Here is a 19,568-nt window from a genome sequence, read left to right as displayed (position 1 = left end):
CACCACCGGACAAGCTCCGGACAGTCACCGTACGCACCCGCCGAGTCACTGTTCACAGTAAGCACGCACTACCACGCTGAGTGACGTGACGCAGAAATCCCCCGAACTCACCACCCACATCCGCAACTTCAGCGTGCAGCTGTCCCCCACGCCTCGCGGCGCCCGCCTCGCCCGGCTCCTCGCCACCGAACAACTCCGCAGCTGGGGCCTGCCGATGGACCCGGCGGCGCACCTCGTGGCCGAACTGGCCACCAACGCGGTCACGCACGGTCGCGTCCCCGGCCGGGACTTCCTGCTGCTCCTGTATGTCGTCGGCGGCACCCTCCGTATCGAAGTCACCGACACATGTGGCGACCGACTCCCGCACCCCCAACACCCCACCCCCGAGGCGGAGTCAGGCCGCGGACTCGCCATCGTCGAGGCGTTGGCCGACCGCTGGGGCACGTCACCGGGGCTGCCGCCACGCAAGACGGTCTGGGCCGAAGTCGCGTTGCCACCGGAACCCGGAAACCCGTTCTCCGGTGACGCGGGCGATCTCCCTCAAGGAACAAACCAGTGAAAGAACCCCACCAAGCCCCACCCCTCCCGCCCGGGGCGCAAACTCACCCAACCGGGTGAACATCATCAACTCGGCTGGATTCGGGGCAGGTTGCCTGCCTTACGCTCGCCGCAACACAACCGCAGACATACGACGGCCCTCGCCGGGACGGCAATCCCAGTGCGAGGGCCTGACCACCAAGGAAGAAACGACCTTCCCGATGGACACCCAAAACCCTAGCGCGCCCTCGCGCGCCCAGTCCCGTATCGCGGGCAAAAACCACTCCCACGCGGGCGGCCTCAGCCACGACAACGCCCGCCACACCACCCGCTTCACGGTGATCGGCAACCACCTCGCCCAGCACCCGGAGCTGTCGGGTCTCGCGATCGGACTCGGCGTCCACATCCAGTCGCTCCCCGCAGGCGCCCGCGTCGACATCAAGACCCTCGCCGCCCGCTTCCCCGAGGGCGCGACCCGTATCGCCGCCGCCCTGCGCGAGCTGGAGACCCACGGCTACCTGCGCCGCGAACGCCAACGCACCCCCGCCGGCCGCATCGTCACCCGCACGATCTCCTGCAACCAGCCCGGCCGCCAAGGCAACGCCCAGGACCACCCGGCGCCGCCCCGCAGGACGCGAACCCCGGCCCCCCGCAAGCCCCTCCCCGCCGTACCGCAACCCGCCTACCCGGCGCCCACACTCCTCCAGACAGCCACGGACCTCCTCACGGACCTCCGCCGCCACGACCCCCGCCTACTGCTCAGCGAGCAGGACACGGCCCACCTGGTACCCGGCGTCGCCGCCTGGCTGGAGCGCGACGTCGGTCCCACCGCCGTACGCCACACCCTGACCACCGACCTGCCACCCGAGCCCCTGTGCCGTCCGGCAGCCCTACTGGCTCACCGCCTGACCGCCCAGCTGCCGGCGCCGCCCCCGTTCCGGGCCTTGGCCCCACCGCCGGACGTACGACATCCGTTGCAGACCTGCGACGGCTGTGACCGGGCGTTCCGCGCCCCCGAACCAGGCGGCTGCTGCCGCGACTGCCGATCCGACCTCCTGGAGGCCGCCTAGCATGAAAGCGACGATCCTTGCCCCCGGGCACAGACCACGAGGAGCGAGCGCCATGACCATCGCCCGGGACAACGCGCGACAGGGTGCTTCCCACCTGTACCGAGCCATGCGCGACTTCGTGGAGTCCACGGACAGCACCCTCCCCGGCAAGTTCGAAATCACCAAGGAAGGGATCGTTCACGACATGATGGCGCCGGGAGGACCCCATGAGGTCACGGCCGCGCACATCAGCCGCCGCCTGGAGAAGCTCATGCCGGATGACTTGCTGGCGCACAACGGCACACCCGATGTGGAGGATGTGTCTGAGGGCATCATGCGCCACCCCGATGTCATGGTGATCGCGTGGACCGACCTGAACGTCCAGGGCTCCATTGACCCTCGAACGGTCATCGCGGCTATCGAGGTCGTCTCCCGCTCCAACCCGGACAACGACTGGGTGAGCAAGATGCGGGACTACGCCGTGATCGGCATCCCCGTCTACGCCATCTTCGACCCCCGCACCGGAACCGGCGCCGTCTTCACGGACATCCACTCCACCCCAGCAGGCCCCCGCTACGCGACCCGCAAGGACTTCCTGTACGGCGAAGACATCACCATCGCGGACTGGACGATCTCGACCGAGAACCTGCCGCGATACCAGACCGAGGGCGAGGACAGGGCAGACGGGAAGACGACATCCTGAGAAGCCACCAGCCCGATCACGAACCCGAGCTGACCCCCGTCCCGCGAACTCGACACCATGACCGGCACGTACGTGGCCACCGGAATCCACCGTGAGCGTCTGAAGGCCGCCGTTCCCTTCCCGACCGACATCGAGCTCAAGATCCTCGTGCCCTGACCTCGGGCGGGAAGAGAAGCCGTCGCCGGCTCCTCACCGCGTACTACGAGTGGCCCAGCTCCCCCGAGTCCCCGTCCGCCCCCACCGACACCGACCCCGAGTCCGGCGCCGGGCGCAGCGGGAAGGGGTCCACGCGGGTCTCGTCGATCACCGGCGGAGCCGGGCGCGGGGGCTTCGGCATGACCGCGGCCTCGGAGTGGCCGCCGCAGCCGTACGTCAGCGACACCACGCGGCCGTCGGCCGGGGAGAACTCGTTGGCGCAGACGCCGAAGGCCTGGCCGAGGGAGCCGCCGATCGGGGCCAGGAAGCCGCAGGTGACGCAGGAGGCCGGGGCCGCCTGGGCCATGGGGGTCTTGGCGCCGTACGAATCCTCCCAGCGGTCCGCGGCGACGTGCAGGCCGTAGCGGGACAGGACCCGGGCGCGCCGCATGCCGAGCTCCTCGGCCACGGCGGCGATCGAGCCGCGGGAGGGCGCCGCCGGCAGGTTCGCGGGGGCGGTCGCGGTGACGTCCGCGTCCTCCGCCTCGGCCAGCTCCGCCATCTCCTCCGAGAACGGCGAATTCGGTCCCGGTTCGTCCTCGCCGGTGTAGCCGGGCTCCAGGCGAAGGTCCTCGGCGTCCGTGGGGAGCAGGTCGCCCGGTCCCATGTCGCCGGGGCGCAGGCGCTCGCTCCACGGCACCCACTCGGGCGCGAGGAGGGCGTCCGGGCCCGGCAGGAGGACCACCTCGTCGAGCGTGACGACCTTCGCGCGGGAGGCGCGGGCCACCGTCACCGCCCAGCGCCAGCCGCGGTACCCGAGCTCCTTGCACTCGAAGAAGTGCGTGACAACGCGGTCGCCCTCGGAGACCAGACTCGCGTGCTCGCCCACGACGCCGGGCGCGGCGGCCTCCTCGGCGGCACTGCGGGCGAGGTCGACCGCCTCGGCGCACAGACGGTCGGGGGTGCGGCTTCGCGTTGTCGCTGCGCTCACAGGTATCGCTTCTCTCCTACGCCGTCTCTCGGGTGCGGTGCCTTGAGGCGATGGAGCAGACGGAGCGGACCTGTGGGCCGCGTCGACGTCCGCATCCGAATCACGCTCGGGCGCACCTACGTCATCCATTGTGCGGGATGGCTGAGATACGCACGCTACCTGCTCGCGGGCGCTGGGCCTACACCGACGGCCCTTTCACCGCTCGCGGCGGGTGGTGGAACCCTTGCCACCGGGCCGTCAGTTGCCCCCGTGCCCATCCGAGTCCCTGCCCTCCATACGCGCCGTAACCGCACTACCCACCCCCATCTCGGGGCACTATTGCGTCGTGGCAACCGCGAGGCAGCCCGAAGGAGCCACCGGCATCGGTGGCGGCAAGGGCGGCCGTAATCGAGGTGGCGGGACGGGCCGGAAGCGCGGCTCCCTCCGCGCGCTCGGCCGTGCCCTGCGCTTCCCGTTCACCGGCCCGGCCCGCGGCATCCGCAAGGCCACCCACGCGCACGGCGCCGGTGAGTCCGGCCTCGGCAAGCTGATCGAGCTGCACGCGGTGAACGGCGCCGGGGACATGATGATCACCGTCGCCCTCGCCTCCACGGTCTTCTTCTCCGTCCCCACCGACGAGGCCCGCGGCCGGGTCGCGCTCTACCTCGGCATCACCATGGCGCCGTTCACGGTCCTCGCGCCCGTGATCGGCCCCCTCCTCGACCGCATCCCGCACGGCCGCCGCGCCGCGATGGCCGGCGCGATGTTCGCCCGGGCGATGCTCGCGCTGGTGCTGGCCGGGGCCGTCGCCACCGGCAGCATCGAGCTGTATCCGGCCGCGCTCGGCGTCCTGGTCGCCTCCAAGGCCTACGGCGTCGTCAGAAGCGCCGTGGTGCCCCGGCTGCTGCCACCGCGCTTCTCCCTGGTGAAGGCCAACTCCAGAGTCACGCTCGGCGGCCTGCTGGCCACCGGCATCGCCGCCCCCATCGGCGCGGGACTCCAGGCGCTCGGGCCGCGCTACCCGCTGTACGGCGCCTTCGTGATCTTCGTCGCCGGCACGATCCTGTCGTTCACCCTGCCGCCGAAGGTCGACTCCGCCAAGGGCGAGGACACCGCGCTGCTGGCGGCCGACGAGCAGCACCTGCACGGGCCGCACCGGCGCCCGGTCAAGCGCCCCGGGCTGCGCACGGTCGGCATCGCCGTCACCCACGCCCTCGGCGCCAACGCCGCCCTGCGCTGCCTCTCCGGCTTCCTGATCTTCTTCCTGGCGTTCCTGCTGCGCGAGCACCCGATGTCCGGGCAGAGCGCGGCCGTGTCGCTGGGCATAGTGGCGGTCTCGGCCGGGGTCGGGAACGCGTGCGGTACGGCGGTCGGCGCGTGGCTGCGCTCCCGGGCGCCCGAGATCATCATCGTGACGGTCGTGGGCTTCGTGCTGCTGGCGGCGCTCACGGCCGCGGCCTTCTTCGGCGCGGTCGTGGTGGCGTTCCTCGCGGCGACCGCCGGGTTCGCCCAGGCGCTGGCCAAGCTGTCCCTGGACGCGCTGATCCAGCGGGACGTGCCCGAACTGGTCCGTACGTCGGCCTTCGCGCGCTCTGAGACGCTGCTGCAGGTGTCCTGGGTGCTCGGCGGGGCTATCGGCATCGTGCTGCCGCTGAAGGGCTCCCTGGGCCTGCTGGTCGGCGCGACGATCGTCGCCATCGGCTGGCTGACCACCATCAAGGGCCTGATCGGCTCGGCCCGGCACGGCGGCCACAGCCAGCCGCGCGTGACGTGACGCGCTGTGTCCGCCGGCCCGGCCCACGGCACGCCGCCCCCCACGTAGAGAGAGCGTCACACGCTCCCGATAGCCTTCGCCCATGACCACGCTGCAATCCGAAGTGCGACGCCGCCGCGCGCTCGCCGCTGCCGGCGCCGTTTCCGCCGGACTGCTCGTCCTGTCGGCCTGCGACAAGCCGACGCCGCTGGCCACGGTCACCGTAGGCACCTCCTCCGTCCACTCGCAGGCCACCTGCGGCGGTGAGGGCGAGGTCGTGAAGACCGCGCACCTGGCCGGCTGCCTGAAGGACAAGGGCATCGAGTCCATCAAGGTGGACCCGGACGAGACCGTGCGCTTCGGTGTCGACCCGGAGATCGCGGACGAGGGCTGGACGATCCTCATGAACGGCCAGCCGCTCACCGATTCCAGCACGAAGACGTACCGCACCGTCCCGGGCAGCGTGTTCTTCAACGCCCAGTACGGCGCGAGCGGCGACTCCACGCTGGTCTCCATCAAGGAGGGCGAGCGGGACGTGACGGGCCTGTGGTCCTTCAAGCTCAAGAAGGACAGCTGATCCCTGCCGCTGGGCTGCACGTGCTCGTGGCCACCGCCGTCCCCGTGGAGAGGGACGCGGTGGCCCGGGCGTTCGCGGCAGCCGCGGACGAGGGGCGGGTGCTGCTCGGGTCCGCCGGCCCGGCACCCTACGCGGCCGGTCACGGCCGGCCGGTCATCGACCTCGTCGCCGTCGGCGTAGGCCCTGCCCGGGCCGCCGCCACCACCGCGTCGGCCCTCACCACGGCCGCCCGCGACGGCGCACCGTACGGCCTGGTCGTCTCCACCGGCATCGCCGGCGGCTTCGCGCCCCACGCCCCCGTCGGCTCCCTCGTCGTCGCCGACGAGATCACCGCCGCCGACCTGGGCGCCGAGACCCCCGACGGCTTCCTGCCCGTCACCGAGCTGGGCTTCGGCACCGTCACCCACCGTCCGCCCGAAGCACTCGTACGGGAAGCGGCGGCCGCCACCGGCGCCCGCACCGGTGCCGTCCTCACCGTCTCCACGGTGACCGGCACCGCCGTCCGCGCCGCGCGACTGCGCGAGCGCCACCCCACCGCCCTGGCCGAGGCCATGGAGGGCTTCGGCGTCGCCGAGGCCGCCGCCGCGCACGGCACACCCGTGCTGGAGTTGCGCGCGGTGTCCAACCCCGTCGGCCCGCGCGACCGCGCCGCCTGGCGCATCGGCGACGCGCTGACGGCCCTCACCGAGGCCTTCGGGAAGCTCACGCCCGTCCTGGAGAGTTGGCAACCACATGACCGGTGAACAGCAGCGACAGCCCCTGCGGATCGCGTACTCGCCCTGCCCGAACGACACCTTCGTCTTCGACGCCCTCGCCCACGACCGGGTGCCCGGCGCCCCCGCGCTCGACGTCACCTTCGCGGACATCGACATCACCAACGGCATGGCCGAGCGCGGCGAGTTCGACGTGCTGAAGGTGTCGTACGCCGTGCTGCCGTACGTCCTCGACGAGTACGCCCTGCTGCCCTGCGGCGGCGCGCTGGGCCGGGGCTGCGGACCGCTGGTGCTGACGCGCGAGCCGGGCGTGGACCTCAGCGGCCGTACGGTCGCCGTGCCGAGCGAGAAGTCGACGGCGTATCTGCTGTTCCGCCTGTGGGCCGCCGACACGCTGCCCTCCGGGGTCGGCGAGATCGTGGTCATGCCGTTCCACGAGATCATGCCCGCCGTGCGGGACGGGAAGGTCGACGCGGGGCTCGTCATCCACGAGGCGCGCTTCACGTACCAGAACTACGGGCTGCACAAGCTCGCCGACATGGGCGAGCACTGGGAGGCCACCACGGGGCTGCCCATCCCGCTGGGCGCGATCATCGCCAAGCGCTCCCTGGGCGAGCGGCGGCTGACCCTCCTGGCCGACTCGATCCGCACCTCCGTCCGAGCCGCCTGGGACGATCCGGAAGCCTCCCGGGCCTACGTCATGGAGCACGCCCAGGAGATGAACCCGGCCGTCGCGGACCAGCACATCGGCCTGTACGTCAACGAGTTCACGGCCGACCTCGGTGACGACGGCTACGCGGCCGTGCGGGGCCTGCTGACGCGCGCGGCGGCGGAAGGGCTGACGCCCGCACTCGGGCCCGAGGCGCTGTCGTTCCCCTGAACCTCACCCGCCGCGGCCGTGCTCGGGCTGCCCGGACGTGCGGCGGCCGAGGGGCTGGTGTCGCCCCTCGGCCGGGAGGTGCTGGATTTCCCCCCGGAATTCCAGGGGTCCGCGAGAGCTATACGTCGAGCTGGTCCGCCACCGCGCGGAGGAGGCCGGCGATCTTCTTGCCGGCGGTCTTCTCGGGATAGCGGCCCCGCTCCAGCATCGGCGTGATGTTCTCCAGGAGGGTCGTCAAATCCTGGACGATGGACGCCAGTTCGTCCGGCTTCTTGCGCTGGGCCGCCGCCACGGAGGGGGTCGGGTCGAGGATGGTGACCGAGAGGGCCTGGTCACCGCGCTGACCGGCGACCACCCCGAACTCGACTCGCTGTCCCGGCTTGAGTACGTCGACTCCGGCGGGGAGGACCGAGGAATGGACGAAGACGTCACCGCCGTCGTCGCGGGAGAGAAAGCCGAAGCCCTTCTCGCTGTTGAACCACTTGACCTTGCCGGTAGGCACGTCTGTCCTCGTCCTCGTACTCGTCGGAAAACTGCTTCTGAAAACGGCTCTTGATAGCACTACAGCGGGTCGACCATGACCCGCCGCTACCAAGGCTAATGCTCCCGGAGCCGGTGACAAGACGTCGCCCGGTTGTTCCTTCGCGCAGGGAACTACCCTGGTCCGGTGCGTGACAAAACCCAAACGAATTCCGCGGCTCCCGGCGACCGACTGATCCGTGCCGGTGCGGTCGTGTTCTTCATCGGTGCCGTGGCCACTCTGGTCACGGTGGCCCCGTTTTTGCTCGGTACGACGCCATTTCCGACCTACATGTTCGGACTGAGCATGCTGATGGGCGTCGGATTCCTCGTCGCCGGTGTCGGCGTACTGCAGTCCGTCGCGGCCGGACGGCGTCAGGCGCGGGGCGCTTCGAGGTAGCGGGCGAGCCAGCCGGGGAACTCCGTCAGGTCCGTGAGGACCACGTCCGCGCCGAGCGCGCCCAGCTGTTCCGTGCTGAACGGCCCCGTCGCCACCGTGACGGACAGGGCGTCGGCCGCGCGGGCGGCGCGGACGTCGCCCTCGTGGTCGCCGACATAGACGCCCGCGTCGTGCTCGCGCAGGGCCACCGCCTTCTGCTCGGCCCAGAGGTTGCCGATCACCGCGTCCGGCTCGATGCCGAGGTGCTCCAGGTGCAGCTTGGCGTTCGGCTCGTACTTGGCGGTGACGACGATCGCGCGCCCGCCCGCGGCCCGTACGGCGGCGATCGCCTCACGGGCGCCCGGCAGGGCGGGGGTCGCGGCGATCGCGATCGTCGGGTACATCGCGCGGTACTGGTCGGCGATGGCCGGAACCTGCTCCGCCGGGAACCAGTTGACCAACTCCTCCGCCAGCGGCGGCCCGAGCCGTGTGATCGCCAGGTCGGCGTCTATGTACGTCCCCGTGCGCTCGGCCAGCGCCGTGTAGCAGGCGTGGATGCCGGGGCGGGAGTCGATCAGGGTCATGTCGAGGTCGAAGCCGACGGTGAGCGGGGGCGGGGTCGAGGAGGCCATATGCGCCATTGTGCCCAGGCCGGCGGCGGGGCAGACACCAGGTGGGTGTGACCTGCATCCATCTCGCGTCCGCACCTCGCGGACGCCTACCTCGCGGTCGCCTACTTCTCCCGCTGTGACCGCCAGACGATGAACAGCGCCGACGCCACCGCCGCCCCCCGCAGCACCCAGGGCCAGGTGTCCGCGAGGGCGGCGTTCATGTGGCCCTCGGCGATGGGGTCGCCCCAGCGGCCGTTGGTGCGCCCCCACAGCCAGGCGACGCCGGCCGTGAGGGCGAGGCCGGGCAGGATCACGACCGCCCACTTGGTCTCGGCGTCGCTCAGGCGCCGCGAGCCCCAGGCGATGAGCCACCCGAGCAGCAGGACGATGAGGTTGCCGAGGACGGCGCCGGCGACGAGGAGGGCGGCGGAGAGCAGCAGGAGGGGGTTGCTCCAGCGGCTGGTGGGGAGTGTCGGGCGCCGCGGGAAGAGGCGGCGGCGACGGGGGGCGGAGGCGTCCGCGTCGTCGGCCTCCTCGGCGGCCTCCTCGGGCTCCTCGACGGGTGCCTTCTTGCGGAGCCGCGCCTCCTCCTGCTCCTTCTGCTCCTTGGACGGCGGGCGCCTGAGCATCTCCGGGATCTCGACGCCGCCTACGAAGCCTGGGACGTCGTCGCCGGGCCCGAAGGGGCTGCTGTCCACCCGCCACCAGTCCGGCTGGAGCGCGCTGCCCCCGAGGTCGGCCGTGCTCGCGAGGTGGGGCGGCGGGGGCGCGTCGTCGCGGGCCGTCGGGGCCTCGGCGGGCCGTGGGCGCGGCACGAGCCGGCGCAGGCCCTTGGGGCGCTCCTCCTCGGCGTGCTCGTCCCGCCCCGCCGGCTGTACGGGCACGGAGGTGACCGGTGCCGGTGCCTGCGGTGCGGGGCCGCTGCCCCCGGCGGCCGCGACGATCTCGTCGGGGGTGCCCAGGCGGGCGATGATGCGGCGGACCGCGGCGGGGCTGTCGACGGCAGCCTTGGCGCGGCGCCGGTCGATCTCGCCGCGCAACTCGTTCACCAGGCGCATGCGGGTGGCCGACGGCAGCTGACGCTGCTGAGCCACGTCACCGACGCGGCTCAGATACTCGTAGACGACCTGGTCGCTCTCGATCCCCACGAAGTCCCCTCCGGGGTGGGTGTGCTGAAGCCCCGTGGGGACGACGTTAGCGCAGCGCAGGGTGTGCGGTGCGGGTCAGACCGGCCGGCACTCCCCCGCGTCCTGCGCCTCGGAGCACAGGCCGTGGCCGTGTTCGTGCAGGATGTCGCGGCCGCTCTGCTGGGTGAGGAAGTTCAGGAAGGCCGCCGCGACGGAGCCGGCCGGCGCCTCGCCGTAGGTGTAGGCGAACTCGGTCTGCCAGTAGGGGTAGTTGGTGTCCTCGACGCCTTCCGCCGTGGGTTCCCGGCCGTCGATCTTCAGCTTGACGAGCCGGTCGGCGGCCTTGTAGCCGGCGACTCCCGTGGCCTCGCTGTAGCCGATGGCGCCGGGCGTCGAGGCACTGGTGTTCAGCATGGTGTCGGTGCTGGTGACCTCGCAGCGGCCGTACCGGCCGGACTTCAGGGCCGCGCAGTCCGTCACGGTGAACTGGGGCGGTTCCCGGCCGTCCAGGACCTTGGCGACGAGGGTGCTGCGGGTGCCGGAGCCGGGGTCGCGGTTGATCAGGTGGACGGGGACGTCGTTGCCGCCGACCTGGGACCAGTTCGTCACCCGGCCGGCGAAGAGGTCGCGGATCTGGGCCAGCCGCAGGTTCTCCACGCCCGCGTCCTTGTTGACGACGAGGGTGAACACGGAGAAGGCGACCGGCTTGGGGACCAGCCGGGGGTGGCCGTCGGAGGCGAGCCCGTCGGTGAACGCGATGTGGTCGGCGAGGCCGTCGCCGACCTGGATCCTGGCGTTCTTGCCGGCCTGGTCCAGGTCGGTCACACCGTCGGTGCTGCCCTTGAAGGTGTCGTCGGCGAGCGGAATCGACACGCCCGCCCCGTCGCACCGCTTGAGATAGTCCTCGGCGGCGGCCCGCACGGCGGGCGCGAAGGCGGTGGAGCCGTGCAGGCGGAGGGTGCCGCCGACGCAGTCCAGCGGAGGCCTGCGCTCCTCGCGCAGGAACAGCGTGAAGAACGCCTGGAGGGCCACCGCCGCCGTCAGGAACGCGATGGCGAACCAGGCCGGCCGGGAGGCGAACAGATGGCTCTCGGTCCTGGCCAGCTTGAACCGGAACACCTTCACCAGCGGGTCGAACCAGCGCCGGTCGGCGCCGACGGCGCCGACGATGTCCGGCTTGGGGAAGGGGTCGGCGCTGTCGTCGCCCTGCCAGCTCTCCAGGATCACCAGCACCTTGTACTCGGCGCCCCGGGGCAGCTTGACCTTCGGCAGTTCGATGACGCCCTCGCGCCTGGCCGGGTTGTTGCGGAAGCCGAAGCCCGGGGCCCCGCGCCGGAAGAAGCGGCGCAGCTCGCGCTGGCTCAGCTCGGTGACCACCAGCCCCGCGACCTGCCGGCGGCGGAAGGTGACCCATATGCCGCTGGGGTCGTTCTCGTCGGTCAGGTAGTCACTGGCCTCGATGGGGGCGGACCCGGCGTTCTCGATGCGCAGCAGCACGAACGAGGGGTCCTTCAGCCGGTGGCCGTCGCGCTGCAACTGCTCCAGGATCTCGGCGTGCTCGGACTGCGTGTCGTCCGCGGCGAGGGTGTCCATCTGCACCCGGTAGCCGAGCCGCTTGCGGCCGACGATGGCGAACTCCCACAGGAAGGCCGCGATGGGAAACCCGAGACTCAGAATGGCGATCCACTGCTCGACCTGCTCGCTCACCGCTGGAACCCCCAATTCCATTGAGCCGTGAAGTAGTTGACCGGGAGCCCAGGGTGACGAGTGGGGATGACGTGTTGCCAGGGGTGCCGGATTCCTCCGGATGATGTTCATCCGGAGGCCATTTGCGAAACGTTCCGTTCGCCCTCCGGGCGGCGATCCGGGCGGCCCGCACACCCCCTGCTCCGGCCGCCACCCGCTAGATTTGGTCGGATGAGCGACCCGGCTGCACCGCCCCGTTCCCTCGCGGAAGCCCTCCGCGTGCGGGACGACGCCTCCCTGGCCGTGCTGCTGCGCAGCCGGCCCGATCTCATCACCCCCGTCCCCACCGACCTCACGCAGCTGGCGACCCGCGCCGGCACCCGGGCCTCCGTGGTGCGCGCGCTGGAGCGGCTGGACCGGTGCACGCTGCAGACGGCGGAGGCGCTGGCGGTGGCGGGCGACCCGGCGACGTACGACGAGCTGCTCGCGCTGATGGCCGGTGACGAGGGCGATCCGGCGGTCGCCGGGGCGCTGCCGCACGCCCTCGCGACCCTGCGCGACCAGGCCCTCGTGTGGGGCGCCGACGACCGGCTGCGGCTCGTCCGCACGGCACGTGAGCTGCTGGCGCCCTCGCCGCAGCACCCGTCCCCCACCGGACTCGGCCCGACCGTGCAGGAAGCCACCGCGGGCATGTCGCCGGGGCGCATCCAGGAGATCGTCACGACGGCCGGGCTGCCCTCGACCCACGACGCCGTGTCCGCGGTGTCGTCGCTCACCGCCCTGTTCGGCGACCGGCGGCGCATGGCGGCCCTGCTCGCGGGCGCACCCGGGGAGTCCCGGGAGGTCCTGTCCCGGCTCGTGTGGGGGCCGCCGTACGGCCAGGTCACGGCCGACCCCGCGCCCCGCCTACGGTGGCTCCTGGACCGCGGCCTCCTGCTCCCGACGGCACCGGGCACGGTCGTACTCCCCCGCGAGGTGGCCCTGCATCTGCGCGCCGGCCGTGCGCACCGCACCACCGAGCCGCTGCCCCCGCCGGTCGAGGCGAGCGCGACGCACCGTCCACAGGTTGTGGACGCGACCGCGGCCGGACAGGCGTACACGGCGCTGGCGACCGTCGAGGAGCTGCTGAAGGACTGGGACGAGGGCGGTCCGACGGTGCTGCGGGCGGGCGGCCTGAGCGTGCGCGACCTCAAGCGCACCGCCGTCGCCCTCGACGTCTCCGAGCCCCTGGCCGCCTTCTGGATCGAGCTCGCCTACGCCGCCGGACTGCTGGCCTCCGACGGCGAGGCCGACGAGCGGTACGCGGCGACCCCGGCCTACGACGAGTGGCTGGAGCAGCCCGCCGCGCAGCGCTGGGCACTGCTGGCGCAGACATGGCTGACGGCGACGCGCACGTCGGGGGTGATCGGCGGGCGGGACGCGAAGGACCGTACGTTGTCGGCGCTGGGCCCGGGCCTGGACCGCTCGGCCGCGCCCGAGGTGCGCCACCGGGTGCTGACCCTCCTCGCGGGACTGCCGGAGGGCGCGTCGCCGTCCGCCGAGTCGGTACTGGCCCGGCTGCGCTGGGAACGGCCGCTGCGCGGACCCCAGCGGGACGACGACCTGCGCGGGCGCCTCGCCCAGTGGACGCTCGGCGAGGCGGAGATGCTGGGGGTCACGGGGCGCGGGGCGCTGTCGGCGCACGGGCGTGCGCTGCTGGGGATGCCGCTGCCGGAGCCCGTGGCCGAGGAACCGACCGGTCCCGGCGACAAGCTCCCCGTGCATCACCGCCCGGCCCCGCCCCCCGAGCCCCTCTCCCCCGCCGAGCAGGCCACCGCCGCCGCCACCGCCGCCCGGCTCCTCGCCCCGCTCCTCCCCGAGCCGCTCGACCACGTCCTCCTCCAGGCCGACCTGACGGCCGTGGCGCCCGGACCGCTGAAACGCCCGCTCGCGGCCATGCTGGACGTGCTCGCGGACGTGGAGTCCAAGGGCGGCGCGACGGTGTACCGGTTCACGCCCGGGTCGGTGCGGCGCGCGCTGGACGCCGGGCGCAGCGCCTCCGACCTGCACGCCTTCCTCGCCGAACATGCGCGCACGCCGGTGCCGCAGCCGCTCGCGTACCTGATCGACGACGTGGCCCGCAGGCACGGGCATCTGCGGGTGGGCGCCGCGTCGGCGTACGTCCGCTGCGACGACGACGCCGTGCTGAACGAGATCCTCGCCGACAAGCGGTCCGCGGGCCTGCGCCTGCGCCGCCTGGCGCCGACGGTGCTGGCCGCCCAGGCGGACCCGGCCGCGCTGCTGGAGGGCCTGCGCGCGATGGGCTTCGCGCCGGCCGCCGAGTCGGCCGAAGGTGACGTCCTGATCACCCGCGCGGACGCCCACCGCACCCCGCCGCGCACGGCGCCCGAGCCGGTCCCGGACGGCCCGCCGACGCCGGACGCCACCCTGCTGACGGCCGCGATCCGCGCCATCCGGGCGGGCGACCTCGCCTCCACGACACCCCGCAAGCCCGCCGCCCCCGGCAACTCCGCCGCGGTGAACGGCGGTGAGCTGCCCCGCACCACCTCCGCCGAGACCCTCGCCACCATGCAGGCCGCCGTCCTGACCGGCGAGGCGCTGTGGATCGGGTACGTCAACGCCGAGGGCTCCGCGACTCAGCGGGTGATCGCGCCGGTGCGGGTCGAGGGCGGGTTCGTGACGGCGTACGACCACACCGCGGACGAGGTGCGGACGTATCCGCTGCACCGGATCACCGGCGTCGCCGAGCTCGCGGACGACCAGACCTGAATCCCGGCCCGACGGCTCACTCGTTCGGGTGTACGCGGCTTTTCATGTACGCCACGCCGGGTTTTTCCAACTCTTGAGGGACCTTCCGGGCGTGTCCGCATCGCGCCGCGTGGCGCAGGGCAGCCACCTCGTGTCCTGATCACGCTCAAGTGAGCGCAACAGAGAGGTAGTTGTCCCATGCGCACAGCTCGTCGCCTTGCCACCGTCCTGGCCGCCGCAGCCCTGATGATCGGTGGTTTCACCACTCAGGCCGCGGCGATCGGCGTCGACGTGGCCGGGCTGGTCATCGAGACGCCGCAGGTCTGACGCGACCGCAGCGCAGCCATCGGGCCGGTCCGGCGCCAGGGCCGGCCCGCCCGCAGGTCGCCCCGCCCTCGTCTGTGAAAGGCCCTGACGCCCCCATGCCTGCCAAGCGCCCCGCGCGCGCCCGTTCCGCAGCCGTCGCCGCTCTCATCTCCGCGAGCGCCATGGTCACCGTTCTCGCCCCCGATGCCGCGGCCGCCGCCTCCGCACTTCCCCTGCCCCTGCCTGCCCCCGCCGGCGAGTCCCTGATCACCGAGGGCCTCACCGTCGAGGGGCCGCTGATCAACAACGTCAGTCTGCCCACGCTGCGGTAGGGCGGCGCAGCCGATAGCTGTCGCCGTCGATCCGTACCAGCTCGGCGTGGTGGGCCAGCCGGTCCACCATCGCGAGCGCGGAGGGGCCGCCGAAGATCTCGTCCCAGCGGCCGAGCGGCCGGTCGCTGGTCACGATCAGCGAGGCACGTTCGTAGCGGTGCGCGACCAGCTGGAAGAAGAGCGGCGCGGTCCCCGCCTCGAAGGGGGTGTAGCCGACCTCGTCGACGATCAGCACGGCGTGCTCGTCGAGCGCGGTCAGCTCCTCGGCGAGCCGGCCCGCGTCCCGTGCACCTGCCAGCCGGGCCGCCCACTGAGCAGCGGTCGCGAACCGCACCGAGTGGCCGGCCTGGCAGGCCCGCACGCCGAGGCCGACGGCCAGATGCGTCTTGCCGGTGCCGGGCGGTCCGACGAAGACCACGTTGCGGCGGGCGGCGACGAAGTCCAGCTTGCCGAGCCGGGCCACGGCCTCCCGGTCGAAGGAGTGCGGGTGCTCGGAGTCGAACTCCTCCAGCAGCTTGCGCGCGGGGAAACCGGCGGCGCGCACCCGCTCCTCGGCGCTGGGCTCGTCGTCACGTGCCGTGGCCTGCGCCGGGACGAAGACCTGCGGGGCGGGTTCCTCGGGGACGTGCGCCTGATGGGCGTGCTGAGCGGCCCGCTCACTCTGCGCGGCCATCGGCCCCGACATGTACGCCAGGATCCCCGCCGAGGCGATGAACGCCATGTGGATCACCGTGCCCCACAGCAGTGCGTGGCGGGAGGTGTGGTGGACGTCCACGAACATCTGGAGCAGATGGACGGAGGAGATACCCACGATGGCGGTGGCGAGCTTCACCTTCAGCACGTTGGAGTTGACGTGCGAGAGCCACTCAGGCTGGTCGCGGTGGCCCTGGAGGCCGATGCGGGAGACGAACGTCTCGTAGCCGCCGACGATCACCATGATCAGCAGATTGGCGATCATCACGACGTCGACGAGCTTGAGCACGGCGAGCATGACGTAGTTCTCGGTCGCCTGCCCGGTCACGCAGCGGAGGATTAAGGCCCACAGCTCGTTGAAGAACTTGTAGACGTACACCCCCTGGGCGGCCACGAGGCCGAAGTAGAGGGGGGCCTGCAGCCAGCGGGTGGCGAACAGGGCGTACCCGAGAGTGGTGGTCGGCGGGGACGGATCACGCGAGTAGGGCTGCACGGTCGGCATTCTTCGCAGACACCGCCGTACAGGTGAAACCGGCACCACCCGCAGGGATGAAAAGACATCCTGTAGGACTCGGGGAGCGGCTCAGGGAGTACGAGCGAGGGCGGCCTGCGCGAGACCGCCCCAGGGCCTGCCAGGCCTTCGCCTCATGATCCCCCATGTCAGCAAAGATGATCACTGCCGGGCCAAGCTTTCAGCGGGCCGGAAACGGGGATCATGGGATCGGGGGGAGAGGAGTGAGCTCCGCTGAGCCGGATGTGATCGTCCGCGTATGAGGCACACTGGACGTTTGGTCGAGTGGCCGAGCGGAAGGACGTACGCACGTGAACGGACCACTGATCGTCCAGTCGGACAAGACCCTGCTCCTGGAAGTCGATCATGAGCGGGCCGATGAGTGCCGTCGGGCGATCGCCCCGTTCGCGGAGCTGGAGCGGGCTCCCGAGCACATCCACACCTACCGGGTGACACCGCTCGGCCTGTGGAACGCCCGCGCGGCCGGACACGACGCCGAGCAGGTCGTGGACGCACTGGTCACGTACAGCCGCTACCCCGTGCCGCACGCGCTGCTCGTCGACATCGCCGACACGATGGACCGCTACGGCCGTCTGACGCTCTCCAAGCACCCGACGCACGGCCTCGTCCTCACCACCACCGACCGCCCGGTCCTGGAGGAGGTGCTGCGCTCGAAGCGGGTCGCGCCGCTCGTCGGTGCCCGCATCGACCCGGACACCGTCGCCGTGCACCCTTCCGAGCGCGGCCAGATCAAGCAGACGCTGCTGAAGCTGGGCTGGCCGGCCGAGGACCTCGCCGGGTACGTCGACGGCGAGGCCCACCCGATCGAGCTGAACGAGGACGGGTGGGCGCTCAGGCCCTACCAGAAGCAGGCCGTGGAGAACTTCTGGCACGGCGGCAGCGGGGTCGTGGTGCTGCCGTGCGGCGCCGGCAAGACCCTCGTCGGCGCCGGTTCGATGGCCCAGGCGAAGTCGACGACCCTCATCCTCGTCACGAACACCGTCTCGGCCCGCCAGTGGAAGCACGAGCTGGTGAAGCGGACGTCGCTCACCGAGGAGGAGATCGGCGAGTACAGCGGTACGAAGAAGGAGATCCGCCCGGTCACCATCGCCACGTACCAGGTGCTGACGACGAAGCGGAAGGGTGTCTATCCGCACCTGGAGCTCTTCGACTCCCGGGACTGGGGCCTGATCCTCTACGACGAGGTCCACCTGCTGCCGGCGCCGGTCTTCAAGTTCACCGCGGACCTCCAGGCCCGCCGCCGCCTGGGCCTGACCGCGACCCTGGTGCGTGAGGACGGCCGCGAGTCGGACGTCTTCTCCCTGATCGGCCCGAAGCGGTTCGACGCGCCCTGGAAGGAGATCGAGGCGCAGGGCTACATCGCGCCCGCCGACTGCGTCGAGGTCCGCGTCAACCTCACCGACGCCGAGCGGCTCGCGTACGCCACCGCCGAGCAGGAGGAGAAGTACCGCTTCTGCGCGACGACCGACACCAAGCGGAAGGTCACGGAGGCCATCGTCCGCCGGTTCGCGGGGCAGCAGATCCTGGTCATCGGCCAGTACATCGACCAGCTCGACGAACTGGGCGAGCATCTGAACGCCCCGGTCATCAAGGGCGAGACCTCCAACGCCCAGCGCGAGAAGCTCTTCGACGCCTTCCGGGAGGGCGAGATCAGCGTCCTCGTCGTCTCCAAGGTCGCGAACTTCTCCATCGACCTGCCGGAGGCCACGGTCGCCATCCAGGTCTCGGGCACCTTCGGGTCCCGCCAGGAGGAGGCCCAGCGCCTCGGCCGTGTCCTGCGCCCGAAGGCCGACGGCCACCAGGCCCACTTCTACTCGGTCGTCGCCCGCGACACCATCGACCAGGACTTCGCCGCCCACCGCCAGCGCTTCCTGGCGGAGCAGGGGTACGCGTACCGGATCGTGGACGCGGACGAGATCCTGGCGGAGGGGTAGCCGAGCAGGAGGGCTAGGCCGAGCAGGGCGCAGAGCGCGTACGGCGACGCCCATGGCTGCTGCCACCAGGGCAGTCGGAGGTCCCGGGCGCCCTCGTGGGGGAGCAGCCACATCGTGCGGGCCGTGAAGAGGAGGGCCGTTGCCGCCGCGAGGCGGGGGCGGCCCTCCGTCAGCAGTACGGCGGTTAGCGGGACGCACCACACCCAGTGGTGGGACCAGCTGATCGGCGAGACGAGCAGGGCGGTGAAGGCCGTCAGGAGGATCGCGTGGCTCTCCTCGGCGGCCCGCGCCGCCAGCCACAGGCCGGTGACCGCGACCGCGGCGGCCGGGAGCGCCCAGACGGGGCCCGGCGCCGGATCACCCAGGGCCCGGGCGACCATCCCCTGCAGGGACTGGTTGTCGACGATCCAGACCTTGCCCACGCGGTCCGTCTCGTAGAGGCGGCGGGTCCAGTAGTCGAGGCTCGCGGAGGGCAGGGCGAGGGCGCCGAGCGCGACCGTCCCCGCGAGGGCCGCCGCGGCCGTGCCGGCCTCCCGGCGCCGCCCGCGCAGCAGCAGGTACGCGATGAAGACCGCCGGAGTCAGCTTGATGCCGGCGGCGATGCCGACCGCGGCGCCCTTCCAGCGGGCGCCCGACGGACGGGTGAGGTCCCACAGCACCAGGCAGACCAGGGCGAGGTTGATCTGGCCGAAGAGGATCGTCTGGAGGACCGGCTCCAGCCAGAGGGCCGCTGCGGTGCCGGCGCAGAGGGCGGGCAGGCGGAGCTTCGCGGGTCCGCCCGCCAGCCGGGCGGAGAGGTGGACCAGTACGGCGAGCATGAGCGCGTTGCCCGCCAGGAAGGTCGCCTTGAGGGCGGCGAGGGGAATCAGCGCCGCCGGGACGAAGAGGAGCGCCGCGAAGGGCGGATAGGTGGCGGGGAGCTGCCACTGCGTGACGGTGAAGCCGTAGAGATCCTCGCCGCGGAGGACGGCTTCGCCTTCCGCCCGGTAGACCAGCGCGTCGGCCATCGGGAGGGGCTGGTGGGTGCAGAGTGCCGTGAGAGCGAGGAGGGAAACCGCCAGAAGGCAGTAGGGAGTTGCGGAACGTGATCGGCGGGTCACTCAGTGACCCTAGGCGTCACTTGCGGCGGACGCCCGCCTCCTCGCCGTACTCACCGAGGACGATCACATCGAAGGCCGCACCTGCGAACACCTTGACGGCACGCAGGGCTTCACCGAGGCGATGACGGTGGTGCCCCTGAAGCGCTGTGGCTCCGCGGGGGCCCACGGGTGCTGGATGGATGGTTGCTGCGCTCATGTCTCCATGATGGATTCGCAGACATAAAGACGGCATCGGCCTGCGGACCGAAGCGGCGTACTGCCGCCGTACACCTCCGGGCGGAGGC

At 72.0% G+C, this 19,568-nt stretch carries 19 protein-coding genes and 1 pseudogene; 12 read left to right on the top strand and 8 right to left on the bottom strand.

Features of this window, described 5'->3' with window-relative positions; all coding sequences use genetic code 11:
* Positions 1 to 85: 85 nt before the first annotated feature.
* From OHT51_RS23505 to OHT51_RS23495, 3 genes are all read left to right on the top strand, one after another.
* Entirely contained in the window at positions 86 to 559 is a 474-nt protein-coding gene (locus OHT51_RS23505) for an ATP-binding protein (RefSeq protein WP_328880884.1), read from the top strand.
* A 199-nt stretch (positions 560 to 758) separates the two neighbouring features.
* Positions 759 to 1,607 carry a helix-turn-helix domain-containing protein gene (locus OHT51_RS23500; protein ID WP_328880883.1) on the top strand — a complete coding sequence of 283 codons (849 nt, stop codon included), beginning with the start codon at positions 759 to 761 and terminating at the stop codon, positions 1,605 to 1,607.
* 52 nt (positions 1,608 to 1,659) lie between these two features.
* A complete protein-coding gene (locus OHT51_RS23495) occupies positions 1,660 to 2,289 on the top strand; it encodes a Uma2 family endonuclease (RefSeq protein ID WP_328880882.1) in 630 nt (209 codons plus the stop codon).
* A 199-nt stretch (positions 2,290 to 2,488) separates the two neighbouring features.
* Here the strand turns inward: OHT51_RS23495 and OHT51_RS23490 are convergent, their stop codons facing one another.
* A complete protein-coding gene (locus tag OHT51_RS23490) occupies positions 2,489 to 3,415 on the bottom strand; it encodes a DUF3027 domain-containing protein (protein WP_328880881.1) in 927 nt (308 codons plus the stop codon).
* Positions 3,416 to 3,740: 325 nt separating this feature from the next.
* Here OHT51_RS23490 and OHT51_RS23485 point away from each other — a divergent pair, with 325 nt between their 5' ends.
* From OHT51_RS23485 to OHT51_RS23470, 4 genes are all read left to right on the top strand, one after another.
* On the top strand, positions 3,741 to 5,168 hold the full coding sequence (locus OHT51_RS23485) for an MFS transporter (protein WP_328880880.1): 1,428 nt from the start codon (positions 3,741 to 3,743) through the stop codon (positions 5,166 to 5,168).
* A gap of 82 nt (positions 5,169 to 5,250) precedes the next feature.
* Positions 5,251 to 5,724, top strand: a complete 474-nt coding sequence (locus tag OHT51_RS23480) for a DUF2771 domain-containing protein (RefSeq protein ID WP_328880879.1) — start codon at positions 5,251 to 5,253, stop codon at positions 5,722 to 5,724.
* 14 nt (positions 5,725 to 5,738) lie between these two features.
* A complete protein-coding gene (locus tag OHT51_RS23475; protein ID WP_328884410.1) occupies positions 5,739 to 6,467 on the top strand; it encodes a futalosine hydrolase in 729 nt (242 codons plus the stop codon).
* A complete protein-coding gene (locus OHT51_RS23470) occupies positions 6,457 to 7,317 on the top strand; it encodes a 1,4-dihydroxy-6-naphthoate synthase (RefSeq protein WP_328880878.1) in 861 nt (286 codons plus the stop codon). Before OHT51_RS23475 ends, OHT51_RS23470 begins: the two co-directional genes overlap by 11 nt.
* A gap of 118 nt (positions 7,318 to 7,435) precedes the next feature.
* Here OHT51_RS23470 and OHT51_RS23465 read toward each other — a convergent pair whose 3' ends face one another.
* Positions 7,436 to 7,819 carry a cold-shock protein gene (locus OHT51_RS23465; RefSeq protein WP_328426909.1) on the bottom strand — a complete coding sequence of 128 codons (384 nt, stop codon included), beginning with the start codon at positions 7,817 to 7,819 and terminating at the stop codon, positions 7,436 to 7,438.
* Between the two features lie 165 nt (positions 7,820 to 7,984).
* On the opposite strand from OHT51_RS23465, the gene OHT51_RS23460 reads away from it, so the two are divergent.
* Positions 7,985 to 8,236, top strand: a complete 252-nt coding sequence (locus OHT51_RS23460) for a hypothetical protein (protein WP_328880877.1) — start codon at positions 7,985 to 7,987, stop codon at positions 8,234 to 8,236.
* On the opposite strand, the gene OHT51_RS23455 is transcribed toward OHT51_RS23460, so the two are convergent.
* From OHT51_RS23455 to OHT51_RS23445, 3 genes are all read right to left on the bottom strand, one after another.
* Complete coding sequence (locus OHT51_RS23455) at positions 8,212 to 8,856, bottom strand: HAD family hydrolase (RefSeq protein ID WP_328880876.1); 645 nt, start codon at positions 8,854 to 8,856, stop codon at positions 8,212 to 8,214. The genes OHT51_RS23460 and OHT51_RS23455 overlap by 25 nt on opposite strands.
* Positions 8,857 to 8,948: 92 nt before the next feature.
* Positions 8,949 to 9,974, bottom strand: coding sequence for a hypothetical protein (locus tag OHT51_RS23450; protein WP_328880875.1), 1,026 nt, complete (start codon positions 9,972 to 9,974; stop codon positions 8,949 to 8,951).
* Between the two features lie 75 nt (positions 9,975 to 10,049).
* Positions 10,050 to 11,660, bottom strand: coding sequence for a substrate-binding domain-containing protein (locus OHT51_RS23445; protein ID WP_328880874.1), 1,611 nt, complete (start codon positions 11,658 to 11,660; stop codon positions 10,050 to 10,052).
* 210 nt (positions 11,661 to 11,870) lie between these two features.
* Between OHT51_RS23445 and OHT51_RS23440 the strand changes: the two genes are divergently transcribed.
* The 3 genes from OHT51_RS23440 to OHT51_RS23430 all read left to right on the top strand — a co-directional run bounded on the left by OHT51_RS23440 (position 11,871) and on the right by OHT51_RS23430 (position 15,025).
* Positions 11,871 to 14,408 (top strand): helicase C-terminal domain-containing protein, encoded by a 2,538-nt coding sequence (locus OHT51_RS23440; RefSeq protein WP_328880873.1) that lies wholly within the window; start codon positions 11,871 to 11,873, stop codon positions 14,406 to 14,408.
* A gap of 177 nt (positions 14,409 to 14,585) precedes the next feature.
* Positions 14,586 to 14,714 (top strand): hypothetical protein, encoded by a 129-nt coding sequence (locus OHT51_RS23435; protein ID WP_328426903.1) that lies wholly within the window; start codon positions 14,586 to 14,588, stop codon positions 14,712 to 14,714.
* 95 nt (positions 14,715 to 14,809) lie between these two features.
* Entirely contained in the window at positions 14,810 to 15,025 is a 216-nt protein-coding gene (locus tag OHT51_RS23430) for a hypothetical protein (protein WP_328880872.1), read from the top strand.
* On the opposite strand, the gene istB is transcribed toward OHT51_RS23430, so the two are convergent.
* Complete coding sequence (istB, locus tag OHT51_RS23425; protein ID WP_328880871.1) at positions 15,003 to 16,220, bottom strand: IS21-like element helper ATPase IstB; 1,218 nt, start codon at positions 16,218 to 16,220, stop codon at positions 15,003 to 15,005. The genes OHT51_RS23430 and istB overlap by 23 nt on opposite strands.
* A gap of 320 nt (positions 16,221 to 16,540) precedes the next feature.
* Here istB and OHT51_RS23420 point away from each other — a divergent pair, with 320 nt between their 5' ends.
* The gene (locus tag OHT51_RS23420) at positions 16,541 to 18,184 is read left to right on the top strand and encodes a DNA repair helicase XPB (RefSeq protein WP_328880870.1); all 1,644 of its coding nucleotides are present in this window, start codon (positions 16,541 to 16,543) and stop codon (positions 18,182 to 18,184) included.
* Here the strand turns inward: OHT51_RS23420 and OHT51_RS23415 are convergent.
* Together OHT51_RS23415 and OHT51_RS23410 are read right to left on the bottom strand one after the other, a co-directional pair.
* Positions 18,172 to 19,191, bottom strand: a pseudogene (locus tag OHT51_RS23415) (glycosyltransferase 87 family protein); the annotation flags it as partial. The gene OHT51_RS23420 and the pseudogene OHT51_RS23415 sit on opposite strands and share 13 nt — an antisense overlap.
* Positions 19,192 to 19,300: 109 nt before the next feature.
* Positions 19,301 to 19,480, bottom strand: a complete 180-nt coding sequence (locus tag OHT51_RS23410) for a hypothetical protein (protein ID WP_328880869.1) — start codon at positions 19,478 to 19,480, stop codon at positions 19,301 to 19,303.
* Positions 19,481 to 19,568 lie beyond the last annotated feature (88 nt).

The organism is Streptomyces sp. NBC_00299 (assembly GCF_036173045.1).
Lineage (GTDB): Bacteria > Actinomycetota > Actinomycetes > Streptomycetales > Streptomycetaceae > Streptomyces > Streptomyces machairae.
This window is presented reverse-complemented; position numbering and strand designations above follow the sequence as displayed.

What these genes read in the sequence shown, in the direction of transcription:
- OHT51_RS23480 (WP_328880879.1), top strand. Translation starts at nt 5,251, where the DNA reads ATGACCACGCTGCAATCCGAAGTGCGACGCCGCCGCGCGCTCGCCGCT.
- OHT51_RS23435 (WP_328426903.1), top strand. Translation starts at nt 14,586, where the DNA reads ATGCGCACAGCTCGTCGCCTTGCCACCGTCCTGGCCGCCGCAGCCCTG.
- OHT51_RS23495 (WP_328880882.1), top strand. Translation starts at nt 1,660, where the DNA reads ATGACCATCGCCCGGGACAACGCGCGACAGGGTGCTTCCCACCTGTAC.
- OHT51_RS23430 (WP_328880872.1), top strand. Translation starts at nt 14,810, where the DNA reads ATGCCTGCCAAGCGCCCCGCGCGCGCCCGTTCCGCAGCCGTCGCCGCT.
- OHT51_RS23455 (WP_328880876.1), bottom strand. Translation starts at nt 8,856, where the DNA reads ATGGCGCATATGGCCTCCTCGACCCCGCCCCCGCTCACCGTCGGCTTC.
- istB (WP_328880871.1), bottom strand. Translation starts at nt 16,220, where the DNA reads ATGCCGACCGTGCAGCCCTACTCGCGTGATCCGTCCCCGCCGACCACC.
- OHT51_RS23440 (WP_328880873.1), top strand. Translation starts at nt 11,871, where the DNA reads ATGAGCGACCCGGCTGCACCGCCCCGTTCCCTCGCGGAAGCCCTCCGC.
- OHT51_RS23410 (WP_328880869.1), bottom strand. Translation starts at nt 19,480, where the DNA reads ATGAGCGCAGCAACCATCCATCCAGCACCCGTGGGCCCCCGCGGAGCC.
- OHT51_RS23470 (WP_328880878.1), top strand. Translation starts at nt 6,457, where the DNA reads ATGACCGGTGAACAGCAGCGACAGCCCCTGCGGATCGCGTACTCGCCC.
- OHT51_RS23500 (WP_328880883.1), top strand. Translation starts at nt 759, where the DNA reads ATGGACACCCAAAACCCTAGCGCGCCCTCGCGCGCCCAGTCCCGTATC.